The 18,429-nt window shown below is 38.5% G+C and carries 15 protein-coding genes; 3 read left to right on the top strand and 12 right to left on the bottom strand.

The features are described 5' to 3' along the window. Positions 1-55: 55 nt before the first annotated feature. Entirely contained in the window at positions 56-1,153 is a 1,098-nt protein-coding gene (locus BK584_RS00735; protein ID WP_078390811.1) for an ABC transporter ATP-binding protein, read from the top strand. A 50-nt stretch (positions 1,154-1,203) separates the two neighbouring features. On the opposite strand, the gene BK584_RS00730 is transcribed toward BK584_RS00735, so the two are convergent. The 6 genes from BK584_RS00730 to BK584_RS00705 form a co-directional block, all read right to left on the bottom strand. Next, complete coding sequence (locus tag BK584_RS00730; protein ID WP_078390810.1) at positions 1,204-1,410, bottom strand: alpha/beta-type small acid-soluble spore protein; 207 nt, start codon at positions 1,408-1,410, stop codon at positions 1,204-1,206. A 164-nt stretch (positions 1,411-1,574) separates the two neighbouring features. After that, a complete protein-coding gene (locus tag BK584_RS00725; protein WP_078390809.1) occupies positions 1,575-3,104 on the bottom strand; it encodes an acyl-CoA carboxylase subunit beta in 1,530 nt (509 codons plus the stop codon). 11 nt (positions 3,105-3,115) lie between these two features. Then, positions 3,116-3,898, bottom strand: coding sequence for an enoyl-CoA hydratase-related protein (locus tag BK584_RS00720; protein ID WP_078395316.1), 783 nt, complete (start codon positions 3,896-3,898; stop codon positions 3,116-3,118). Then, a complete protein-coding gene (locus BK584_RS00715; RefSeq protein ID WP_078390808.1) occupies positions 3,891-4,103 on the bottom strand; it encodes an acetyl-CoA carboxylase biotin carboxyl carrier protein subunit in 213 nt (70 codons plus the stop codon). Before BK584_RS00715 ends, BK584_RS00720 begins: the two co-directional genes overlap by 8 nt. Continuing rightward, positions 4,100-5,461: an acetyl-CoA carboxylase biotin carboxylase subunit gene (locus BK584_RS00710; RefSeq protein WP_078390807.1), complete on the bottom strand. Its 1,362-nt coding sequence runs from the start codon at positions 5,459-5,461 to the stop codon at positions 4,100-4,102. The genes BK584_RS00715 and BK584_RS00710 overlap by 4 nt, the downstream gene beginning before the upstream one ends. A 26-nt stretch (positions 5,462-5,487) precedes the next feature. Continuing rightward, the gene (locus BK584_RS00705) at positions 5,488-6,630 is read right to left on the bottom strand and encodes an acyl-CoA dehydrogenase family protein (RefSeq protein WP_078390806.1); all 1,143 of its coding nucleotides are present in this window, start codon (positions 6,628-6,630) and stop codon (positions 5,488-5,490) included. Between the two features lie 247 nt (positions 6,631-6,877). Here BK584_RS00705 and BK584_RS00700 point away from each other — a divergent pair, with 247 nt between their 5' ends. Both BK584_RS00700 and htpX read left to right on the top strand, forming a co-directional pair. After that, positions 6,878-7,429, top strand: coding sequence for a LemA family protein (locus BK584_RS00700; RefSeq protein ID WP_078395313.1), 552 nt, complete (start codon positions 6,878-6,880; stop codon positions 7,427-7,429). Between the two features lie 14 nt (positions 7,430-7,443). Then, positions 7,444-8,319: a zinc metalloprotease HtpX gene (gene htpX, locus BK584_RS00695; RefSeq protein ID WP_078390805.1), complete on the top strand. Its 876-nt coding sequence runs from the start codon at positions 7,444-7,446 to the stop codon at positions 8,317-8,319. Positions 8,320-8,353: 34 nt separating this feature from the next. Here htpX and BK584_RS00690 read toward each other — a convergent pair whose 3' ends face one another. From BK584_RS00690 to BK584_RS00665, 6 genes are all read right to left on the bottom strand, one after another. Beyond that, positions 8,354-9,556: an aminotransferase-like domain-containing protein gene (locus tag BK584_RS00690; RefSeq protein ID WP_078390804.1), complete on the bottom strand. Its 1,203-nt coding sequence runs from the start codon at positions 9,554-9,556 to the stop codon at positions 8,354-8,356. A gap of 154 nt (positions 9,557-9,710) precedes the next feature. Further along, complete coding sequence (locus tag BK584_RS00685) at positions 9,711-11,525, bottom strand: ABC transporter ATP-binding protein (protein WP_078390803.1); 1,815 nt, start codon at positions 11,523-11,525, stop codon at positions 9,711-9,713. Between the two features lie 13 nt (positions 11,526-11,538). Continuing rightward, entirely contained in the window at positions 11,539-13,287 is a 1,749-nt protein-coding gene (locus tag BK584_RS00680) for an ABC transporter ATP-binding protein (RefSeq protein ID WP_078390802.1), read from the bottom strand. 158 nt (positions 13,288-13,445) lie between these two features. After that, positions 13,446-14,888 (bottom strand): SpoVR family protein, encoded by a 1,443-nt coding sequence (locus tag BK584_RS00675; protein WP_078395311.1) that lies wholly within the window; start codon positions 14,886-14,888, stop codon positions 13,446-13,448. 51 nt (positions 14,889-14,939) lie between these two features. Next, positions 14,940-16,679 (bottom strand): phospho-sugar mutase, encoded by a 1,740-nt coding sequence (locus BK584_RS00670; protein WP_078390801.1) that lies wholly within the window; start codon positions 16,677-16,679, stop codon positions 14,940-14,942. A 36-nt stretch (positions 16,680-16,715) separates the two neighbouring features. After that, positions 16,716-18,371 carry an FAD-dependent oxidoreductase gene (locus BK584_RS00665; RefSeq protein ID WP_078390800.1) on the bottom strand — a complete coding sequence of 552 codons (1,656 nt, stop codon included), beginning with the start codon at positions 18,369-18,371 and terminating at the stop codon, positions 16,716-16,718. Between the last annotated feature and the right edge of the window lie 58 nt (positions 18,372-18,429).

Raw genomic sequence — 18,429 nt, 5'->3', positions numbered from 1 at the left:
ATTAATGAAAGGGGTTACAATTTAATTAGTTAAACAGTATAAGGGGGATTTGAACATGTCATCGATTGAATTAAAGAATGTTTATAAAATTTATGATGGGGACGTAACTGCAGTAACAGATTTTAACCTTAACATTGAAGATAAAGAGTTTATCGTATTTGTTGGCCCATCTGGGTGCGGAAAATCAACTACACTACGTATGATTGCCGGACTGGAAGAGATTTCACAAGGAGATCTTGTCATTGGTGATAAACGCATGAATGATGTCGCACCTAAAGACCGAGATATTGCAATGGTTTTCCAAAACTATGCTCTTTACCCACATATGAATGTGTATGATAACATGGCCTTCGGTTTAAAATTACGTAAATTCAAAAAAGATGAAATAAAAGCACGTGTAAATAACGCTGCAAAGATACTTGGTCTTGAAGAAATGCTTGATCGTAAACCTAAAGCAATGTCAGGTGGGCAGCGCCAGCGTGTAGCCCTTGGTCGTGCAATCGTTCGTGATCCACAAGTATTCTTAATGGATGAGCCTTTATCAAACCTTGATGCCAAATTGCGTGTGCAAATGCGTGCAGAAATTACCAAGCTTCACAAACGCCTACAAACAACAACGATTTACGTTACTCATGACCAAACAGAAGCGATGACAATGGCTACACGCATTGTCATTATGAAAGATGGGTTTATTCAACAAATAGGAACACCTAAAGATGTTTATGATAATCCCGAAAATGTTTTTGTTGGTGGTTTTATTGGATCACCTTCAATGAACTTTTTATCAGGTAAACTCGATGGGAATAATTTCCTTATTAATGACCAACGCATTCGTGTTCCAGAAGGAAAACTTTCTGTCCTTAGAGAACAGGGATTCTTAGACAAAGAACTCATTTTAGGCATTCGTCCTGAAGATATTCATGATGAACCCGTGTTTATCTCTTCTTCAGAAGACACAAAGATTAATGCTTTAATTGATGTAGCTGAATTAACGGGTGCAGAAACTGTCTTATATTCTTCTATTGAAGGACAAGAATTTGTAGCCCGTGTAGATTCACGTACGACAGCACAAAGCGGCGATACAATTGAGCTAGCATTTAATATGAATAAAGCCCACTTCTTTAATCCTGAAAACGAACAACGAATTCGATAAAACAGAAAAGAGGCGAATTAATCGCCTCTTTTTCATTCCAATATATGAAATTACTTTTGGTAGCCGCCACCAAGTTGTTGTTCAGCCATTTGAACTAGACGCTTTGTGATTTCTCCACCTACAGACCCGTTTGCACGAGAAGTAGTGTCTCCACCAAGGTTTACTCCGAATTCTGAAGCAATTTCATATTTCATTTGATCGATTGCTTGTTGTACGCCAGGTACAACAAGGTTGTTTGAACTATTGTTATTTGCCATTTGTTTCACCTCCCTGTGTGATAATAGAATGTCTCGCACACTCTATTTCTATGTACATAATTATATATTTTTTAAAGGAAATAAAAGGAAACCACATACCAGTGGAAGACCCGAATTAATATCTAATTCAGTCTACATTCACTCGATAGATGGTTTCTTTTATTTTAAACCGGGTAAACAGGATGTTTTCGGTCTGTGAATATGATATCTTTGCTCTCATAAAGCTTAAACCTGTCAATTAATTCCCTTCTCAAATCATTGCCATTTACGATGCCATCAATTACTAGCTCTGATGCTAGTCGATAAATATTAATATTCTCCTTGTACTCTCGTCGTTTTTCTTCTATAAATGTTTGTCTTTCTTCTTCAGGTAACTCCGCTATTTTATTCGCATAAACCGCATTAACTGCCGCTTCTGGTCCCATAACCGCTATTTGAGCTTGCGGCAATGCTAAACAACAATCAGGGTCGAATGCAGGCCCAGCCATCGCATAAAGCCCAGCACCATAAGCTTTTCGCACAATCACTGAAATTTTTGGTACTGTTGCTTGTGCCATTGCAGTAATCATTTTTGCGCCATGACGTATAATGCCAGCTCTTTCCACTTTTGTACCAATCATAAATCCTGGTATATCGGCTAAGAACAGCAAAGGAATATGGAATGCATCGCATAACGTAATGAATCGAGCAGCTTTGTCAGCGGAATCATGAAAAAGGACACCTCCCTTTGCTTTTGGCTGATTAGCTATAATTCCAATAACACGCCCATTTAAACGAGCTAAACCAGTAATTAGTTCTGGAGCAAATCTTTTTTTAATTTCAAAGAAACTATCGTTATCAATGAGACGGTCTAGTAAATCATACATATTAAATGGCGCATTTTGATTGGCTGGTATGATTTCTTCAATTGTTTTCGGCAAATCTTTAGGTGACAATGCTTCAGAAATTGAAGGTTTCTCTTTATAACTTTTTGGCATATAACTTAAATAAGCTCTCGCTTGTGAAATCGCTTCGTGTTCATTTCTCGCTAAAATATCGCCACAGCCAGAAACGGAACAATGCATAGCAGCACCACCCATTTCTTCAAGCGATACATTTTCTCCAATTACCATTTGAGCCATCCTCGGTGACCCTAAATACATAGAAGCATTTCCGTCAACCATTATCACAACATCACAAAAAGCTGGTATATAAGCTCCACCTGCTGCTGAAGGTCCAAATAATATGCACACTTGTGGAATTTTACCGGATAGTTTTACTTGGTTGTGAAATATTCTCCCTGCACCTCTTCTACCTGGAAACATTTCCACTTGATCCGTAATTCTTGCTCCAGCTGAATCAACTAAATACAGCATCGGCACACTAAGTTTTTCTGCTGTTTCCTGAATTCGAATGATTTTTTCAACTGTTCTGGAACCCCATGAACCAGCTTTAACTGTCGAATCATTTGCCATTACACAAACCGATTTGCCATCGATTGTTCCCATTCCACAGATCACACCATCCGCAGGTAATCCTTCTGCTTCACTATTTGCAAATAATCCATCTTCGGTTGTCAAACCATTATCAAGTAGAAGTGTTAGCCGATCACGAACAAATAATTTCCCTTTTTCCGAGTTCTGCTTATGGTATTTTTGTTGCCCTCCTTTATAAAGAAAAGCCTCTTTTTCTGTCTTCACTTCTTCCGTCTTCATCACATTCACTCCTAGTGTCCTTGATAAGATGCTTTTCGTTTCTCTTTAAATGCAAGTAAGCCTTCTAAGCGGTCTTTCGTATTTAATAAGCTGCTATACGCTTCTTTTTCTTTATCCAAAGCCTCTGCTAATGGAAGAGAACGACCTGTTACCATTGCATGCTTGGCTGCCCTTAAAGCAAGTGGTCCATTACTTGCCATTTGTTTTGCAAGGTCCATGGTTATTCTTGATGTATCCTTCGCTGAAACTGCATACTCACACATACCGTAACTTAAAGCGATCGTTCCAGTTATTCTCTTAGAAGTATAAATCATTTCTTTTGCGCGCCCTTCTCCGATGAGACGGGGTAACCGTTGAGTACCACCAGCTCCTGGAATGATTGCCAGACTCGTTTCAGTTAAACCGTAGTATGCCTCTTCAGAAAATACACGTACATCACAAGCCAGACAGAGTTCAAGACCACCTCCAAAAGCACTTCCATTTGCTTCCACGATAACTGGTTGAGGTAATGCAGCAATAGTTTCTATTGTTTTAGAGATTTTTTTGACTGCATCAAAAACTTCTTCCTCTTGCATTTCAGCTCGCTCTTTTAAATCAGCTCCTGCACAAAAAATTTTATCTCCTGCCGACCTTAAAACAACAACTCGAATAGTAGCTTTGCTGGCTATTAATGAACAAACATGCATGAGTTCATCCAATAACTTTTTTGATAAAGCATTAGCTGCGTTAGGTCGATTAAGTGTAATGATTCCAATATGCTCTTGTTCTTCAAATAATACCAAGCTGTTATTCAAGCTCAATTAACACGTCTCCCTCATTAACGAATTCCCCTTCCGGCTTTTGAATCGCTTTAACTTTACCTTCTACTTCTGCTTCTATTGGAATTTCCATTTTCATTGATTCTAAAATGGCTACTTCTTGACCAACTTCAACGGTATCTCCAAGTTGCACAGTCACTTTCCAAACATTTCCTGCCATGGTCGCTGTTATTTGTTTCATTTATTCTCCTCCTCTAAACGCAACTCATTCCCATAAACTGTCATAAACGATGTATTTACATTTCCTTTTTTAAAAGCAGGGTGGTTCACAATTCCACGTAATGTAGCTAAGTTTGTTTTAATTCCACTAATGCGATAAGTTTCTAAAGCCCTAGTTAACTGTTCAATTGCTTCAACTCTATTTCTACCTTTTATAATCATTTTTGCAATCATCGGATCGTAAAAAGGTGTGATCACACTTCCAGTTTTAACCGGGCATTCATGTCGAACCCCTGTTCCATCAGGTTTTTGAATTTCCGTAATGGTTCCTGGAGAGGGCAAAAAACGCACTGGGTCTTCGGCATAAACTCGAACTTCAATCGCATGCCCTTTGGCATTCATATCTTCTTGTTTCCAAGGTAAATCTTCTCCTGCAGCAATTCGGATCTGCCATTCAACTAAGTCAACCCCAAAAACTTCTTCAGTTACTGGATGCTCCACTTGCAACCGTGTGTTCATTTCTAAAAAATAAAACATTTCGTCTTCGTCTACTAGAAATTCAATTGTTCCTGCATTTTCGTATCCAATCGCACTGACCGCTTTTTTAGCAATGTGATACATTTTTTCTCGAGTGTTCTCTGATAAATCTAAAGCTGGCGCTTCTTCTACAATTTTTTGATGTCTCCTTTGAATTGAACAATCTCTTTCTCCAACTGTTAAGATGTTTCCACTTTTATCTGCTATAACTTGAACTTCTATATGACGTGGATTCACAAGCCCTTTTTCTAAATAAAGGGATCCATCACCAAAAAACATCGCAGCTTTCTTTTTGTTTTTCTCATAAGCATTGCGACACTCTTCGTCTGTGTGACAAATATCAATGCCTATGCCTCCTCCTCCCGATGCCGCTTTTAACATAACTGGATAACCAATTTTTTTTGCTTCTTCAACAACCGCTTCTTTTGATTGTAAATCAGCGCTACCTGGCACAACGGGTATTCCTGCATGAACCATTGTTTCACGCGCTTGGAGCTTATCACCCATTAATGAAATTGAGTTTGCATTAGGACCAATAAAGATGAACCCATTCTTCTCGCAATTCTCTGCAAAGGAAGATTGCTCACTTAATAAACCATATCCAGGATGAATGGCGTCTACATCAGCTTCTTTCGCACAAGCTATAATGGTCTCTTGATTTAGATAACTCTCATGAACTCTAGAAGGACCCACATGGAAAGCACGATCAGCTATTTGGACATGCTCTGCTTGTTTATCAGCGTCTGAATAAACTGAAACCGTCTTGATGCCCATCTTTTGACAAGTTCGAATAATCCGTGAAGCAATTTCACCTCGGTTTGCTATTAAAATCGATTGAATCATCAGGTCTCCCTCCTAGTTGCTCATCATTATTTGCCTAACCCTAAATGTCTTGCTATAACTAGACGTTGAATTTCTGATGTCCCTTCACCAATTTCGAGAAGTTTAGCATCTCGAAGCATTCGTTCTACTTCATATTCACGCATGTATCCATATCCACCATGTATTTGCAATGCTTGATTACAAGTCCTTGTAGCCATCTCTGAGGCAAATAATTTTGCATATGCCGCTTCTTTACCAAAGGCTTCTCCACGGTCTTTTAAAACAGCTGATTTATGAACCATATTACGAGCAAGCTCAATTTCCATAGCCATATCTGCAAGTTTAAATTGAATCGCTTGAAACGAACCAATCGTTACTCCAAATTGTTTCCGTTCGTTGGCATAGGCAAGTGCTCGGTCAAAAGCTGATTGAGCAATGCCTACTGCCAAAGCAGCGATTGAGATTCGTCCTCCATCAAGTGTATAGAGAAATTGGCTAAAGCCTTTTTGAGGATCACCTAACAGATTCTCTTTAGGTACTCTGACATCCTCCAAAATAAGCTCGCACGTATTTGAAGCTCGCACGCCCATTTTGTCGTAATTAGAACTAATCTTAAAACCAGGCGTATTCGTTGGGACTATAAAAGCCGATATCATTTTTTTCCCATTTTCACGGGTTCCTGTTACTGCGGTAACAATCACTGTTCTTGAATATTCAGCATTTGTTATCCAGCATTTTTCACCGTTGATAACATATTCATTCCCATCCAATCTAGCCTTTGTTTGCGTGCCGCCCGCATCGGAACCCGCATTTGGCTCTGTTAGACCAAAAGCGCCAAGTGATTCACCCGCAGCTAGCGGAGTTAAGTGTTCTTTCTTTTGTTCCTCTGTTCCGTAATAAAAAATTGGACTTGCTCCAAGAGACACTGCTGCTGCATAACTAAGCCCCGTGCCGCCACACGCATAACCAATTTCTTCTACTGCAAGCGCGTAAGAAACCGTATCTCCGCCTGAACCCCCATACGCTTCAGGAAAAGGAATACCCAGAATGCCTAACTCGCCCATCTTTTTGAACACATCAGTCGCAAAACGTGAGTCCTTGTCTAATTCAGGTGCAAGTGGTGCAATCTCTTTTCTTGCGAATTGCCTCACCATATCGCGTACCATCGTTTGATCTTTAGTTAATATCATAGTTTTTGCCCCTTCTCTCATCTTCTGAGCGGTCGTTCAGTAAAACGCATTACTTTTTGTAAGCGCTACCAAAATCGTATCGTACTCCATTATTTAAGTCAAATCTTTTCTCTTCAACATATGGATTCTTTACACAACTATGCACATAATTTACTTCATTCTTTTAATCATGCTAAACTTTTTTAAATAGGGAACCCTTTTAGAGTCATTAACGTAGATAAAAATAAAAGAGGTGAACGACATCGTGATGATAGGAATTGTGATTATTGGGATCGTTACAGGTATTGCACTTGTATGGATTACAAGTTACAACTCATTGGTAAAGCACCGAAATTGGGCAGAAGAATCCTGGGCTCAAATTGATGTACAGTTAAAAAGAAGATATGATCTAATCCCTAACTTAGTTGAAACGGTAAAGGGCTATGCAAAACACGAGCAAGAAACATTAACTAAAGTCATTGAAGCTCGAAATGTGATTGCAGAACCAAACGCCACTAGGAATGAGAGGGTTGAACAAGATGCCGAATTAAGTGGACTTTTACGGCAGTTATTTGCTCTAAGTGAGTCTTATCCAGATTTAAAAGCCAATCAAAATTTCCTGCAATTACAAGAGGAACTTGCGGGCACTGAAAACAAAATATCCTACGCTCGTCAAGCTTATAATTCAATGGTTATGCGCTACAATACAAAAATTGAGTCTTTTCCTTCAAATATCGTAGCCAATATGCATTCTTTTCTTCGTAATGACATGCTTGATATACCAGATGAAGAAAAAGAACCAGTACAAGTTCGCTTTTAGGGGAGTGACGCTGTTTGTTCTATACTCAAATTTCTCGAAACAAACGTAACACGGTATTCCTCGTTTTAGCTTTTGTGATTATCGTATTATTAATAGGTGCTGCAATTACCTACATCCGCACAGGTGATTATTTAAGCGGCGCACTTTTTGCAGCCGTCATCGCCACTTTTTACACGATATTTATGATATCTACAAGTACAAATGTAGTGATGAGAATGAATCATGCCAGAGAAATCACTTCATCTAAGGATCAAGCATTTCTCTGGCACACAGTTGAAGGACTTTCAATTGCGGCTCGGATTCCTATGCCACGTATATTTATAATTGAAGATGAGAGCCCCAATGCATTCGCAACAGGCATCTCACCTAAATCAGGAGCCGTCGCAGTTACTACCGGCTTAATGAAGCGCTTATCTCGAGAAGAAATAGAAGGAGTTCTCGCTCATGAGATAGCACATGTTCGCAATTATGATATACGTTTGTCCACGATTGCTGTAGCACTTGTCTCCGCAATCGCTATATTAAGCGATATTGGCATGCGTTTCTTTATCTTTTCAGGTGGACGAAATAACAATAATAAACATCCACTTATTCTTGTTCTCGCTTTAGTACTTGTGCTTCTCGCTCCACTAGTTGCAATAATTATGCAACTGGCTATTTCACGGAACAGAGAATACTTAGCTGATGCGAGTGCTGTTGAATTAACTCGTAACCCAGAAGCACTAGCCTCCGCTCTGGAAAATATTACTGGTAACTCAAGTCCAGTTGAAGAAGCATCTAGTTCGACGGCTTCGCTGTACTTTGCCGATCCATTAAAAAAGAAAGCGGCAACTCTGTTTTCAACACACCCAAGACCTGAAGAACGTGTTCGGAGACTTCGAGCAATGTAAAAGCCGCCTTTGCAAATAAAGGCGACTTTTTTCACTATTTAATTAACGATGTCTCCTCCTCAACTTCTTGGAACATTGTTAGCAACGCCTGCATTCCCTTCACAATTTCTTCATCAGTAGCGTGAGTGAAGTTTAATCGCAGTGTATTCTGTTTAGGCTCCCCTGCATAAAACGGTGCTCCTGGCACATACGCCATACCTTTTTGAATCGCTCGAGGTAATAAGGCCTGAGTATTCACATTTGCACTTGCCTCTAACCATAAAAACATTCCGCCCTTAGGTTCTTCGAAAGTAATGATTCCACTTTTTTTTGCAGCACTCAAGCTTTCTACCATTACATCTTTCCGATGAGCATACAATTCACGAATTGATTGTATATGTCCATCCAGATCAAAATGACGACAAAGTTCATATAATGCTTGGTGGGCTAATGAATTAGAATGTAAATCATTTGCTTGTTTTGCTTGCGCCATCATGCGAATGACTTGATATGGTCCAACGATCCATCCCGTTCGTAGTGCTGGAACTGCCGTTTTTGAAAAAGTACTTGTATAAAGTACATGTGAACCATCATCCAATGCAGCGATAGGTGTATAACCTTCATTCGTGAATTGAATATCTCCATAGGGATCATCTTCAAAGACAAGCACATGGTGTTTATGAATAAGTTTAATTAGTTCTTTACGCCGTTCCAGTGTCCACACACGACCAGCAGGGTTTGAGAATGTTGGGACCACATACATTATTTTTGGCTTATAAAGTTTAATCTTTGATAGTAAATCTGACATAATCATGCCGTCTTCATCACATTTAACTGGAATAATCGTAGCCTCATAAGATTGAAAAACTTGTAAAGCAGCTAAATACGTTGGTTCTTCAGTTAGAATAACGTCTCCCGGACTAATTAATACCCTTGAGAATAGATCAATTGCTTGCTGCGATCCTGTTGTCATTAATACATGGTCAGCTGTAAACCCTGTAATATCTTTTTCAGCCATTCGCTCGAGTATTACTTCTCGAAGAGGTCGGTAACCTTCTGTTTCTCCATATTGGAGTGCTTTATTCCCCTTAGAAAAAGCTCTAGAGAAAGCATCTTCAATCGCTTTTGCAGGAAATAAACCATCGTCTGGTAAGCCACCAGCAAATGAGATGATGTTTCCTTGATTCACTACTTTTAGAATATCGCGTACGGCCGATGACTGTAGATGGCGCACTCGTTTGGCAAATGCATATTTCATTCTATCCCCTGGCCTCTCTATACTTGTTTCTCTCCACTCCAAATATTATCAGTTTATTCTTTGGGTGATTCCATTCTACCCCATTTAACTAAAAAGTCAATCAATTCATTAAAGAAAACAGCTTTCTTCTTTATGAAAGAAAGCTGTTTTTTTCTTACTCTTTAATTGCTGCATATTGAGACTTAACAAGTGCGAAATAAATACCTTGGTGCTTCATTAATTGATCATGTGTGCCTTGTTCCATCATATTGCCATGTTCAAGCACAATGATGTTGTCGGAATCACGAATTGTAGATAAGCGGTGAGCAATCATGACTGCAGTTCTGCCTGCTAAGAGTGTTTTTAGGCCTTCTTGTATTTTCAACTCTGTTTCTGTATCAATACTAGCAGTCGCTTCATCTAAAATAAGGATCTTTGGGTCGGCCAATAAGGCTCTGGCAAATGAAAGTAACTGTCTCTCTCCTACTGAGAGTACACTTCCTTGTTCTTCTACTTCCGTGTGATAGCCTTTTTCGAGTTTTTCAATAAATGAATGCGCACCAATTGCTTTGGCAGAAGCTATGATCTGTTCCTCTGTCGCCTCTGGATTCCCAAAGCGAATATTATCCATAATGGTCCCTGCAAAAATAAACGTATCCTGTAAGACGTAGCTAACATTCTTACGTAATTCGCTTAGACGAATATCCTTTAAATTGACGCCGTCTAAAAAGACGTCCCCATTTGTCGGATCGTAAAAACGACTCATTAAATTAACAACTGTCGACTTTCCAGAACCTGTATGCCCTACTAAGGCAACAGTTGTGCCTGCTTTGAACGTTAAATTGATTCGGTTTAATGCTTTTCGTTTATTGTCATAAGAAAACTCTACGTCTTTAAAAACGAGTTCTCCTTTTACATTCGTTAACGGTTTTGCATCGATTTTATCTACGACATTTGGTTCTTCATCAAGAAACTCAAATATCCGTTCACTCGAGGCCATTCCAACTAGTAATTGGTTATATACTTGACCTAGTCGAGAAATAGGTTCCCAAAACATACCTATATAAAAAGCAAAAGCTACAAATACGCCTAATTCAAGCGCGCTAGTATCACTTTGAATTAAATAAGCACCATACCAAATTAATATCGCTCCACCTAATGCACTCGCCATTTCTACAAACGGACGAAATAATGCATTCTGCTTAGTTGCTTCACGCCAGCTCTCGTAGTTTTGTGTATTTACTTCATCAAAGAATTCCATATTTTCTTGTTCTTGTGCGTATGCTTGCGTGACGCGAATTCCTTGAATACTTTCATTTAAGTGAGAATTTAAACGTGATTGACGTAAACGTACTGTTTGCCAAGCGCGACGTATTTTTCTACGCAACTTTGTGGAGATGAAAAACATGATTGGTAAAACAATTAATATAACAATTGCAAGCTCCGGGCTTAAATAAAAGAGGATTGCGACTATCCCAAGCAACATGACAACATCCATTAACAAGTTAATAACACCATTTGTAAACAAATCTTGTAGTGAATTAACATCATTTATCACTCTGACAAGGATTGAACCCGCAGAACGTTGATCAAAAAAACGATGTGATAAATGTTGGATATGATCAAATAACTTCTTCCGTATATCAAAAATTACATATTGTCCAAGCCGATTCATCCAACGAATTCTAAATACATTCGCTACATAAGACAGTAGATATAAGGCTAATACGATACCAGCATACAAAATCATATCCGAACCTTGAGCTACGCCTCTTTCCAACTGATCTACAGCAAATACCCCAATAAAAATTGGGATGGCCAGTCTGACTGCTGTAGCAATAAGCATCATTAAGATGGTTTTAGGTAAAAGCGTTTTACCATATGGTTTAATGAATGTGAATAATCGAATCATTTGTTTCCAATTAAACGGTTTTTCTATAATCTGTTCAACGGGGTAGTGAAATCGCGACTTTTTTCTTGCTTGTTCCATTTATATCACTTCCTTATGCCTGTTGAAGCACGTATTGTTGGTCCTTGTTTTGAATATCATATATCCGTTTATATAACCCTTCCTCTTGAAGCAAGGATTCATGCTCTCCCCTTTGCTCAATTACACCTTCTTTAAGCACAAGAATTTGATCGCAGTGTTTTACCGAAGATATGCGATGAGCAATAATAAATGTTGTTCGTCCTTGCATGATTTCTTTCATCGCTTTTTGAATCTTTGTTTCAGTCTGCATATCAACAGCGCTTGTTGAATCATCCATTACGAGAATACTTGGATTCATAATCATAGCTCGAGCAATAGCAATTCGTTGTTTTTGCCCCCCTGACAAACCTAATCCTCGTTCGCCAAGGATTGTATCATATCCATCAGGCAATTGATTAATGAACTCATGCGCATCTGCACGCTTTGCTGCTTCAATAATTTCTTCCATGGTTGCAGCAGAATTCCCGTAAGCTAAGTTATCTCGGATTGATGATGAGAAAAGGAATGTTTGCTGAAGTACAATTCCTACATTCTTACGAATTTCCTTCACGTCATACTCTTCTATCGGCTTGCCATCCAATAATATTTCTCCAGCAGTTTTATCATAAAAGCGTAAGAGCAATTGAATAATACTTGATTTACCAGCACCAGTAGCACCTACTAAGCCAATTGTTGAACCAATAGGAGCATGAAACTCAATCTGCGAAAGTGCATTCTTAGATTTGTTATTATAGCGCAAGTCCACTTGCTTAAACGTAACCTCACCCCGCAGTTTTTTGAATTCTTCCGTTTGCTCTGGGCCATTGCTTCGTTCTTCTTCATCGAGGATCTCTAAAAGTCTTTCACCTGAAGCTTTTGATTGAGAAAACATATTAATTATAAAACCCAAGTTCATAATAGGACCAATAATAAACCAAACAAGGCTAAAAAATGCCGTTAGTTCTCCAGGGGTAAGTTGACCTTGTACGGCTAAATACCCGCCAAAACCTAGCAATAATACAGCAGATACATTTCCTATAAACTCCATTAATGGAAAGTAGGTTCCCCAAACATTAGAAATGGTTAAGTTCTTTGTCCGATAATCATCATTTTGCGTTTCAAATCGATTCTTTTCAGTTGTTTCTTGCGAAAGGGCTTTTACAGTATGCATCCCACTTACATTTTCCTGAACTTTTGTATTTAAATTAGCAAGAGATTTTCGGACCTGACGAAAACTTGGATGCACCCTCTTATCAAATTTATAAACTGCAACAGCTAGAAAGGGGAGCGTAACCATTGTCACAAGAGTAAGTGGAACAGAATAATAAAACATAACAATCATTGCAAAACTAACGAGTAAGACGAAGTTTACAAGTTGCGCAAATCCGAAGGAAAGAAAAAAACGAAACGCCTCTACATCTGCTGTTAAACGCGACATTAAATCGCCTGTTTTAGCATTGTCATAATAGCGAAAAGGAAGAAATTGAAGTTTTTCATACAACGTTTTCCGAACACGGTATACGGATCGAACGCCAAACAAATCTCCAAAATATTGATTTACATAAGTAGCGACCCCTTTTATGGCCATAATGATGATTAAACCAATTGCTAAGTAAGGAATGATGTTGTACTGACCTTCCCTAATGCCTACGTCAATTGCGATTTGTAAAATAACCGGGTATATTACTGTGATGACGGTTACAAAAACTAACGCAATTAAAGAAAAAATAAAATATTTCTTATCCGGAAGATAAAATCGTGCTAGACGCTTAAAGGTCTCCACCTTTACATCACCTCTTGATTATTAATACTTAGATTTACGAAACTCTTTTTAGTCATAAAATTTATCTTACTCTGAAAAGTTAGTAGCGTCAATTGATTTATTAATTTTTTTGAAAATTTATTATGTATATTGTCTAATGAAAAAAGGGCATGTTTGCCCTATAAATACTTTCGGTGTATTTTGTTTCCATCGTAAATAAACGCAATCTTTTTTTCGTTTACGATGGTTTCTAAATGAACTGCTCTTCCCCATAGTTGATGAATGTACGGAACAACTTTTTCTATATAACTAACGTCAAGCTCTGTTCCTTCATATTGATGTGTTATATAAAGTTCTCCATTTTTCATATAATCGCCATTCGTAACAACTAAATAAGGGAAACCACCATTAATACGAGATTGGGTTAATTGATCACGCACCCCTTCCCATGCTTTATCAATAATCTTATAATCACTGCCTTGCTTTTGGAATAAATACATATCCTCTTCATAAACAAGTTCTTTCGTTAAATAGTTTCGCAAAAAGGATGTGTCAGATTCAATTTCCCTTACCTCAAACATTTTTTCGCGTCCACTGCCTGGTTTTACTCCTTGAAGACGAATCATTTCTTCTGTTGGTTCGTTGTAACGTCTCTCAATATTTTCAAACATTTTTAACCCTAAATAATATGGATTTATAGAGGTTCTTGATGGTTGAACGACACCCGCATTCAATTTCGCAAACTCAATCGCCTCATCACTCGTTAACTCCATTTCCCGAATAATGCGTGCGTGCCAAAAAGATGCCCAACCTTCATTCATAATTTTCGTTTCTAACTGCGGCCAAAAATAAAGCATTTCTTCCCGCATCATCGTTAAAATGTCTCGTTGCCATGGTTCTAATTCTCTACTATGGTTCTCAATAAACGAAAGCAAATCTTTTTCAGGGCCAGAAGGAAATTGATCCCTTCTTTTAATTAGTTCTTTTTTTACTGGTTCCTCTAATCCCCATAAGTCTTCATATTCAGAAACTCGTTTTCTTCCGATCGTTTGTTGTTCTTCTTCTTTTGGCTTAACTAGCGTTGGGTCTATATGTTCTTGGATAGCTAAGACTGCATCCAAAAAGTTCTCGACTGCTTCTTTCCCGTAACTATGTTCATAGTTAGCAATCCTTTCAGCTGTAGCACTCATGCTTTCTACCATATCTCTTCTTGTATTTAAGAAACGAACATTATTTTTAAAGAAATCACAATGACCAAGAACATGAGCGACAATTAACTTGTTTTGAATCAATGTGTTACTATCAAGCAAAAACGCATAACAAGGATCTGAATTGATAACTAACTCATAGATCTTGCTAAGTCCAAGATCATATTGTAATTTCATTTTATGGTATTGCTTACCGAATGACCAATGACTATACCTTGTTGGCATGCCATAGGCACCAAACGTATAAATAATATCGGCTGGACAAATTTCATAACGCATTTCATAAAAATCAAGGCCAAAGCCGCTCGCAATTTCAGTAATTTCACTAATCGCATACTCTAATTCTTTCCAGTTATCAGACAAACGGTCTCCCTCCTTTATTCTTTCATTGTATGAACCATCTCTTTGGATCATGAAGAAATGCACAAAAAACACTTGTCCGAGCTTAGACAAGTGTTTTTTATATTAATGAATGAAAGCTTCCATATATGCCATAACCGCCTGTTGTAAATGCTTGAGCTTAGATTCACTATCTTCTAAGTTCTTTCCCACAACCCCAAAATAGAACTTCACTTTTGGTTCGGTTCCTGAAGGACGAACACAGAACCATGAACCGTCTTCAAGTACATATTTTAAAACATTTGATGACGGCAAGTTGATTGCAGCTGATGCTCCCGTCGCGATTGTTAACACACTACTTCTTTCATAATCTTCTACACGGGCAACGTCTATCCCGCCCATATGCTTTGGAGGCTCTTGACGTAAAGACAAAAGAATTGATGTGATTTTTTCAGCCCCTTCTTTTCCTTTTAACGTAAGAGAATGAAGCCCTTCGCGATAAAAACCATACTTATGATATACATCAATTAAACCTTCGTATACGGTCATTCCTTTTTCTTTGTAGTGAAGGGCAAGCTCTGCGGCAAACAAACAAGCCTGAACAGCATCTTTATCACGAACAAAATCACCAATCAAGTATCCATAACTTTCTTCATACCCAAATAGAAAATCATGTTCACCAGTACGTTCATATTCGCCCATTTTCTCACCTATGAACTTAAAGCCAGTTAATGTATCTATTGTGGTTAATCCATAAGCATTTGCAATTGCTTTACCGATCTCAGAAGTTACAATCGTTTTTAAAACAACGCCATTTTCTGGTAAACTGTTCGTTGATTTTCGTTGTTCCAATAAATAATCAAGCATTAGAGCGCCTGTCTGGTTCCCAGTTAATACGATGTATTCACCTTCAGTGTTTTTCACCGCCAGCCCAACTCGATCAGCATCTGGATCTGTTGCGAGAAGAACATCTGCATCCATGCTTTTACCGTATTCAATGGCTAATGCAAAAGCGGCGTGCTCCTCGGGATTTGGTGATTTGACTGTTGAGAACTGTGGATCGGGTAGCTCTTGTTCTTTTACAACAACCACGTTTGTGAACCCTGTCTCTTCTAAAACTCGACGAACTGAATGATTGGCAGTGCCGTGTAGTGGTGTAAAAACAATGTTTAACTCTTTTCCTTTATCTTTCGCTAGATCTGGTTGTAACAAAATTGTTTTTAATGCTTCATTATAAGCATTATCAATCTCATCAGAAATCACTTCATACATTTGAGCTGCTTTTAGCTTCGCTTCATCTCCCACCTCAATCGTCAATTCATCTTCAATTGACGATACACAATCCACAAGTTCCTCTGCGAGCTCTGGTGGAAATTGACCACCATCTGCCCCGTAAACTTTAAATCCATTATATTCAGGCGGATTGTGGGAAGCGGTAATAACTATACCGGCTTCTGCTTGCAAGTACCGAACAGCAAACGACAATTCTGGAGTTGGTCGTAAGTCATAAAACACATAGGCTTTTATCCCATGGGCACCAAGAGTAATAGCAGCTTCGTGGGCGAATTTTGCAGATTTATGCCTCGAATCAAATGCAATTGCCACACCTCGTCTTTTTGCATCTTCTCCACGCTTTTCTATAAAACGCGCTAAACCTTCAGCTGCTTTTCTTACTGTATATGTATTCATGCGGTTTGGACCAGGACCAATTTCTCCGCGCATTCCTCCTGTGCCAAAAGCAAGTTCACGGTAAAAGCTATCTTCTAGAGCACTTTCGTCCCCCATAATCGCTTCAAGTTCCTTACGAACATCTTGCTCTAGAGCGATAAACTCACTCCATCTTTTGATTTCTGTTTTAGTATCCATGAAGCTACCCCTCTCACACTATCTTGCTCTTTTATATTACACGTTGCTGTTTCTCTTTTCTAGGAGATTTACTTGATCAAGTCGATAAGCTTGAGCCATCTTCTCTTCTAAATGATCGCGGTGTTTTCTTTCTTCTTGTTCTGACCAATTAAAACGATCACGCATATACCGTAATACGGGTTCCTTCATTTGAAGTGACAATTCCTTGTTCAAATATAAATATCCAGTGCGACGCTCGAAGAAATCAACAGGCGTTGCTGTCATTTCTTCCTCTATACTGTATAAAAGTTCTGCAAAAATCTGATCGGGCAATCCAAATAAATGAGCTTGTTTTTTATATGCCCAAACCCGTGCATAAATTTGACCTGTATTCGATCCATAACGATCCACTATACGTTCTGATTCATCTAATGTCAATCCATACTGCTGTCCTTCAGTTATGCGTTTTTCTTTATAATTTATGAGGTGATCCATACCTCCAACATAACCACCAGATAACGTTAACGTATCTGTTTCACAAGCAGTCGAAACCTGAAAAGACTTACATAACCAATCAACAACTTGTTTAGCAATTAGCCGATAGCTTGTTAATTGACTGCAAACAACTGTAATGAGTCCCGACTCTGAAATAAACCAATCATTTAACTTTATTACTTCTCGTTTGTTCTTCCCTGCATCTGTAATAAATGGCCGTCTTACTTCCCACTGGACTTGGATATCTTCCTTCGAGAGATTTGCTTGAGTAAACATATCATTTAAAGTCTGTAGTGCAATATCTATATCCTGAGTGACTTCATTTTCAAGTTTCGTTCTTGTTAATGCAATAAGAACATAATGACCCCTGGGAATTAAACTAAGCAATTTTTTTTCCTTTGTTTCCATGTACAATATATGTTCAATTGGGAGTTTTTCTTTTTTTAATGCAAAAAAACGGTCACTTGTATAATGAATCGACTTTTTAGAAATTGAACGATCCTGCTCTCTTAACGAATCAATCCAGACACCACTCGCATTAATAATTTTTTTTGCATACACTTTGTATACATCCCCATTTAACTGGTCAATAATTAATACACCTTTTGCCTGCCCTTCTTCATATAGAAAGCTTTCAACTTTGGCATAGTTCAAGGCTGTCACACCTCGCTTTGCCGCTTCTTTAAGCAAATCAATTGTTAAACGCGTCTCGTCACGCCAAAACTCTCGATAAATAGCTGCACCTTTAATTGATTTATCGGTAAAGAAAGGAGCAACTTGTGCAAGTTCTTTTTTTGCCATCGTCTTACGTTTTTCTCCTCGGGCCATTTCAGAAATACGTTCAACTAATTTGGAACCAAACGAATGCCTCCCCAAAACACTAATTCGATATGACGGGAGCATCAAAGGTGATTGCTTCATTAAATGGGGCGCGTTTTCCTGAAGAATGACTCTTTCCCTTACACATTCTCCATGCCATTTCATATCCAATTGATGCGCTTGTCTCAATTCATTATGAAACAAACTGGATAAATGACTTGAACTACCTGATCCAAAATCTTGCATGTCTACAAGTCCTATTTCCAACCCACGCACAGCAGCATCCAAAGCAATTCCTGCTCCAGTCACACCTCCGCCTATCACCAATACGTCAAGTACGTTTTCTTTCAGCTTTTGCACATATTCTGAACGATTCTCACTTGAAAAAGAATGAACCATATGCCCTCTCCTATCCCAACCTCTATGTATATCATAATCATAACATTTTCGTACAGAG

It is taken from the genome of Shouchella patagoniensis (assembly GCF_002019705.1).
GTDB lineage: Bacteria > Bacillota > Bacilli > Bacillales > Bacillaceae_D > Shouchella > Shouchella patagoniensis.
Note: the sequence above shows the minus strand (reverse complement) of the source record. Positions and strands in the feature narration are given on the sequence as shown.

Bases quoted from the DNA above. Each gene is read 5' to 3' on its own strand.
- BK584_RS00735 (WP_078390811.1), top strand. From the start codon at position 56: ATGTCATCGATTGAATTAAAGAATGTTTATAAAATTTATGATGGGGAC.
- BK584_RS00730 (WP_078390810.1), bottom strand. From the start codon at position 1,410: ATGGCAAATAACAATAGTTCAAACAACCTTGTTGTACCTGGCGTACAA.
- BK584_RS00725 (WP_078390809.1), bottom strand. From the start codon at position 3,104: ATGAAGACGGAAGAAGTGAAGACAGAAAAAGAGGCTTTTCTTTATAAA.
- BK584_RS00715 (WP_078390808.1), bottom strand. From the start codon at position 4,103: ATGAAACAAATAACAGCGACCATGGCAGGAAATGTTTGGAAAGTGACT.
- BK584_RS00710 (WP_078390807.1), bottom strand. From the start codon at position 5,461: ATGATTCAATCGATTTTAATAGCAAACCGAGGTGAAATTGCTTCACGG.
- BK584_RS00705 (WP_078390806.1), bottom strand. From the start codon at position 6,630: ATGATATTAACTAAAGATCAAACGATGGTACGCGATATGGTGAGGCAA.
- BK584_RS00700 (WP_078395313.1), top strand. From the start codon at position 6,878: ATGATAGGAATTGTGATTATTGGGATCGTTACAGGTATTGCACTTGTA.
- BK584_RS00690 (WP_078390804.1), bottom strand. From the start codon at position 9,556: ATGAAATATGCATTTGCCAAACGAGTGCGCCATCTACAGTCATCGGCC.
- BK584_RS00685 (WP_078390803.1), bottom strand. From the start codon at position 11,525: ATGGAACAAGCAAGAAAAAAGTCGCGATTTCACTACCCCGTTGAACAG.
- BK584_RS00675 (WP_078395311.1), bottom strand. From the start codon at position 14,888: ATGATCCAAAGAGATGGTTCATACAATGAAAGAATAAAGGAGGGAGAC.
- BK584_RS00670 (WP_078390801.1), bottom strand. From the start codon at position 16,679: ATGGATACTAAAACAGAAATCAAAAGATGGAGTGAGTTTATCGCTCTA.
- BK584_RS00665 (WP_078390800.1), bottom strand. From the start codon at position 18,371: ATGGTTCATTCTTTTTCAAGTGAGAATCGTTCAGAATATGTGCAAAAG.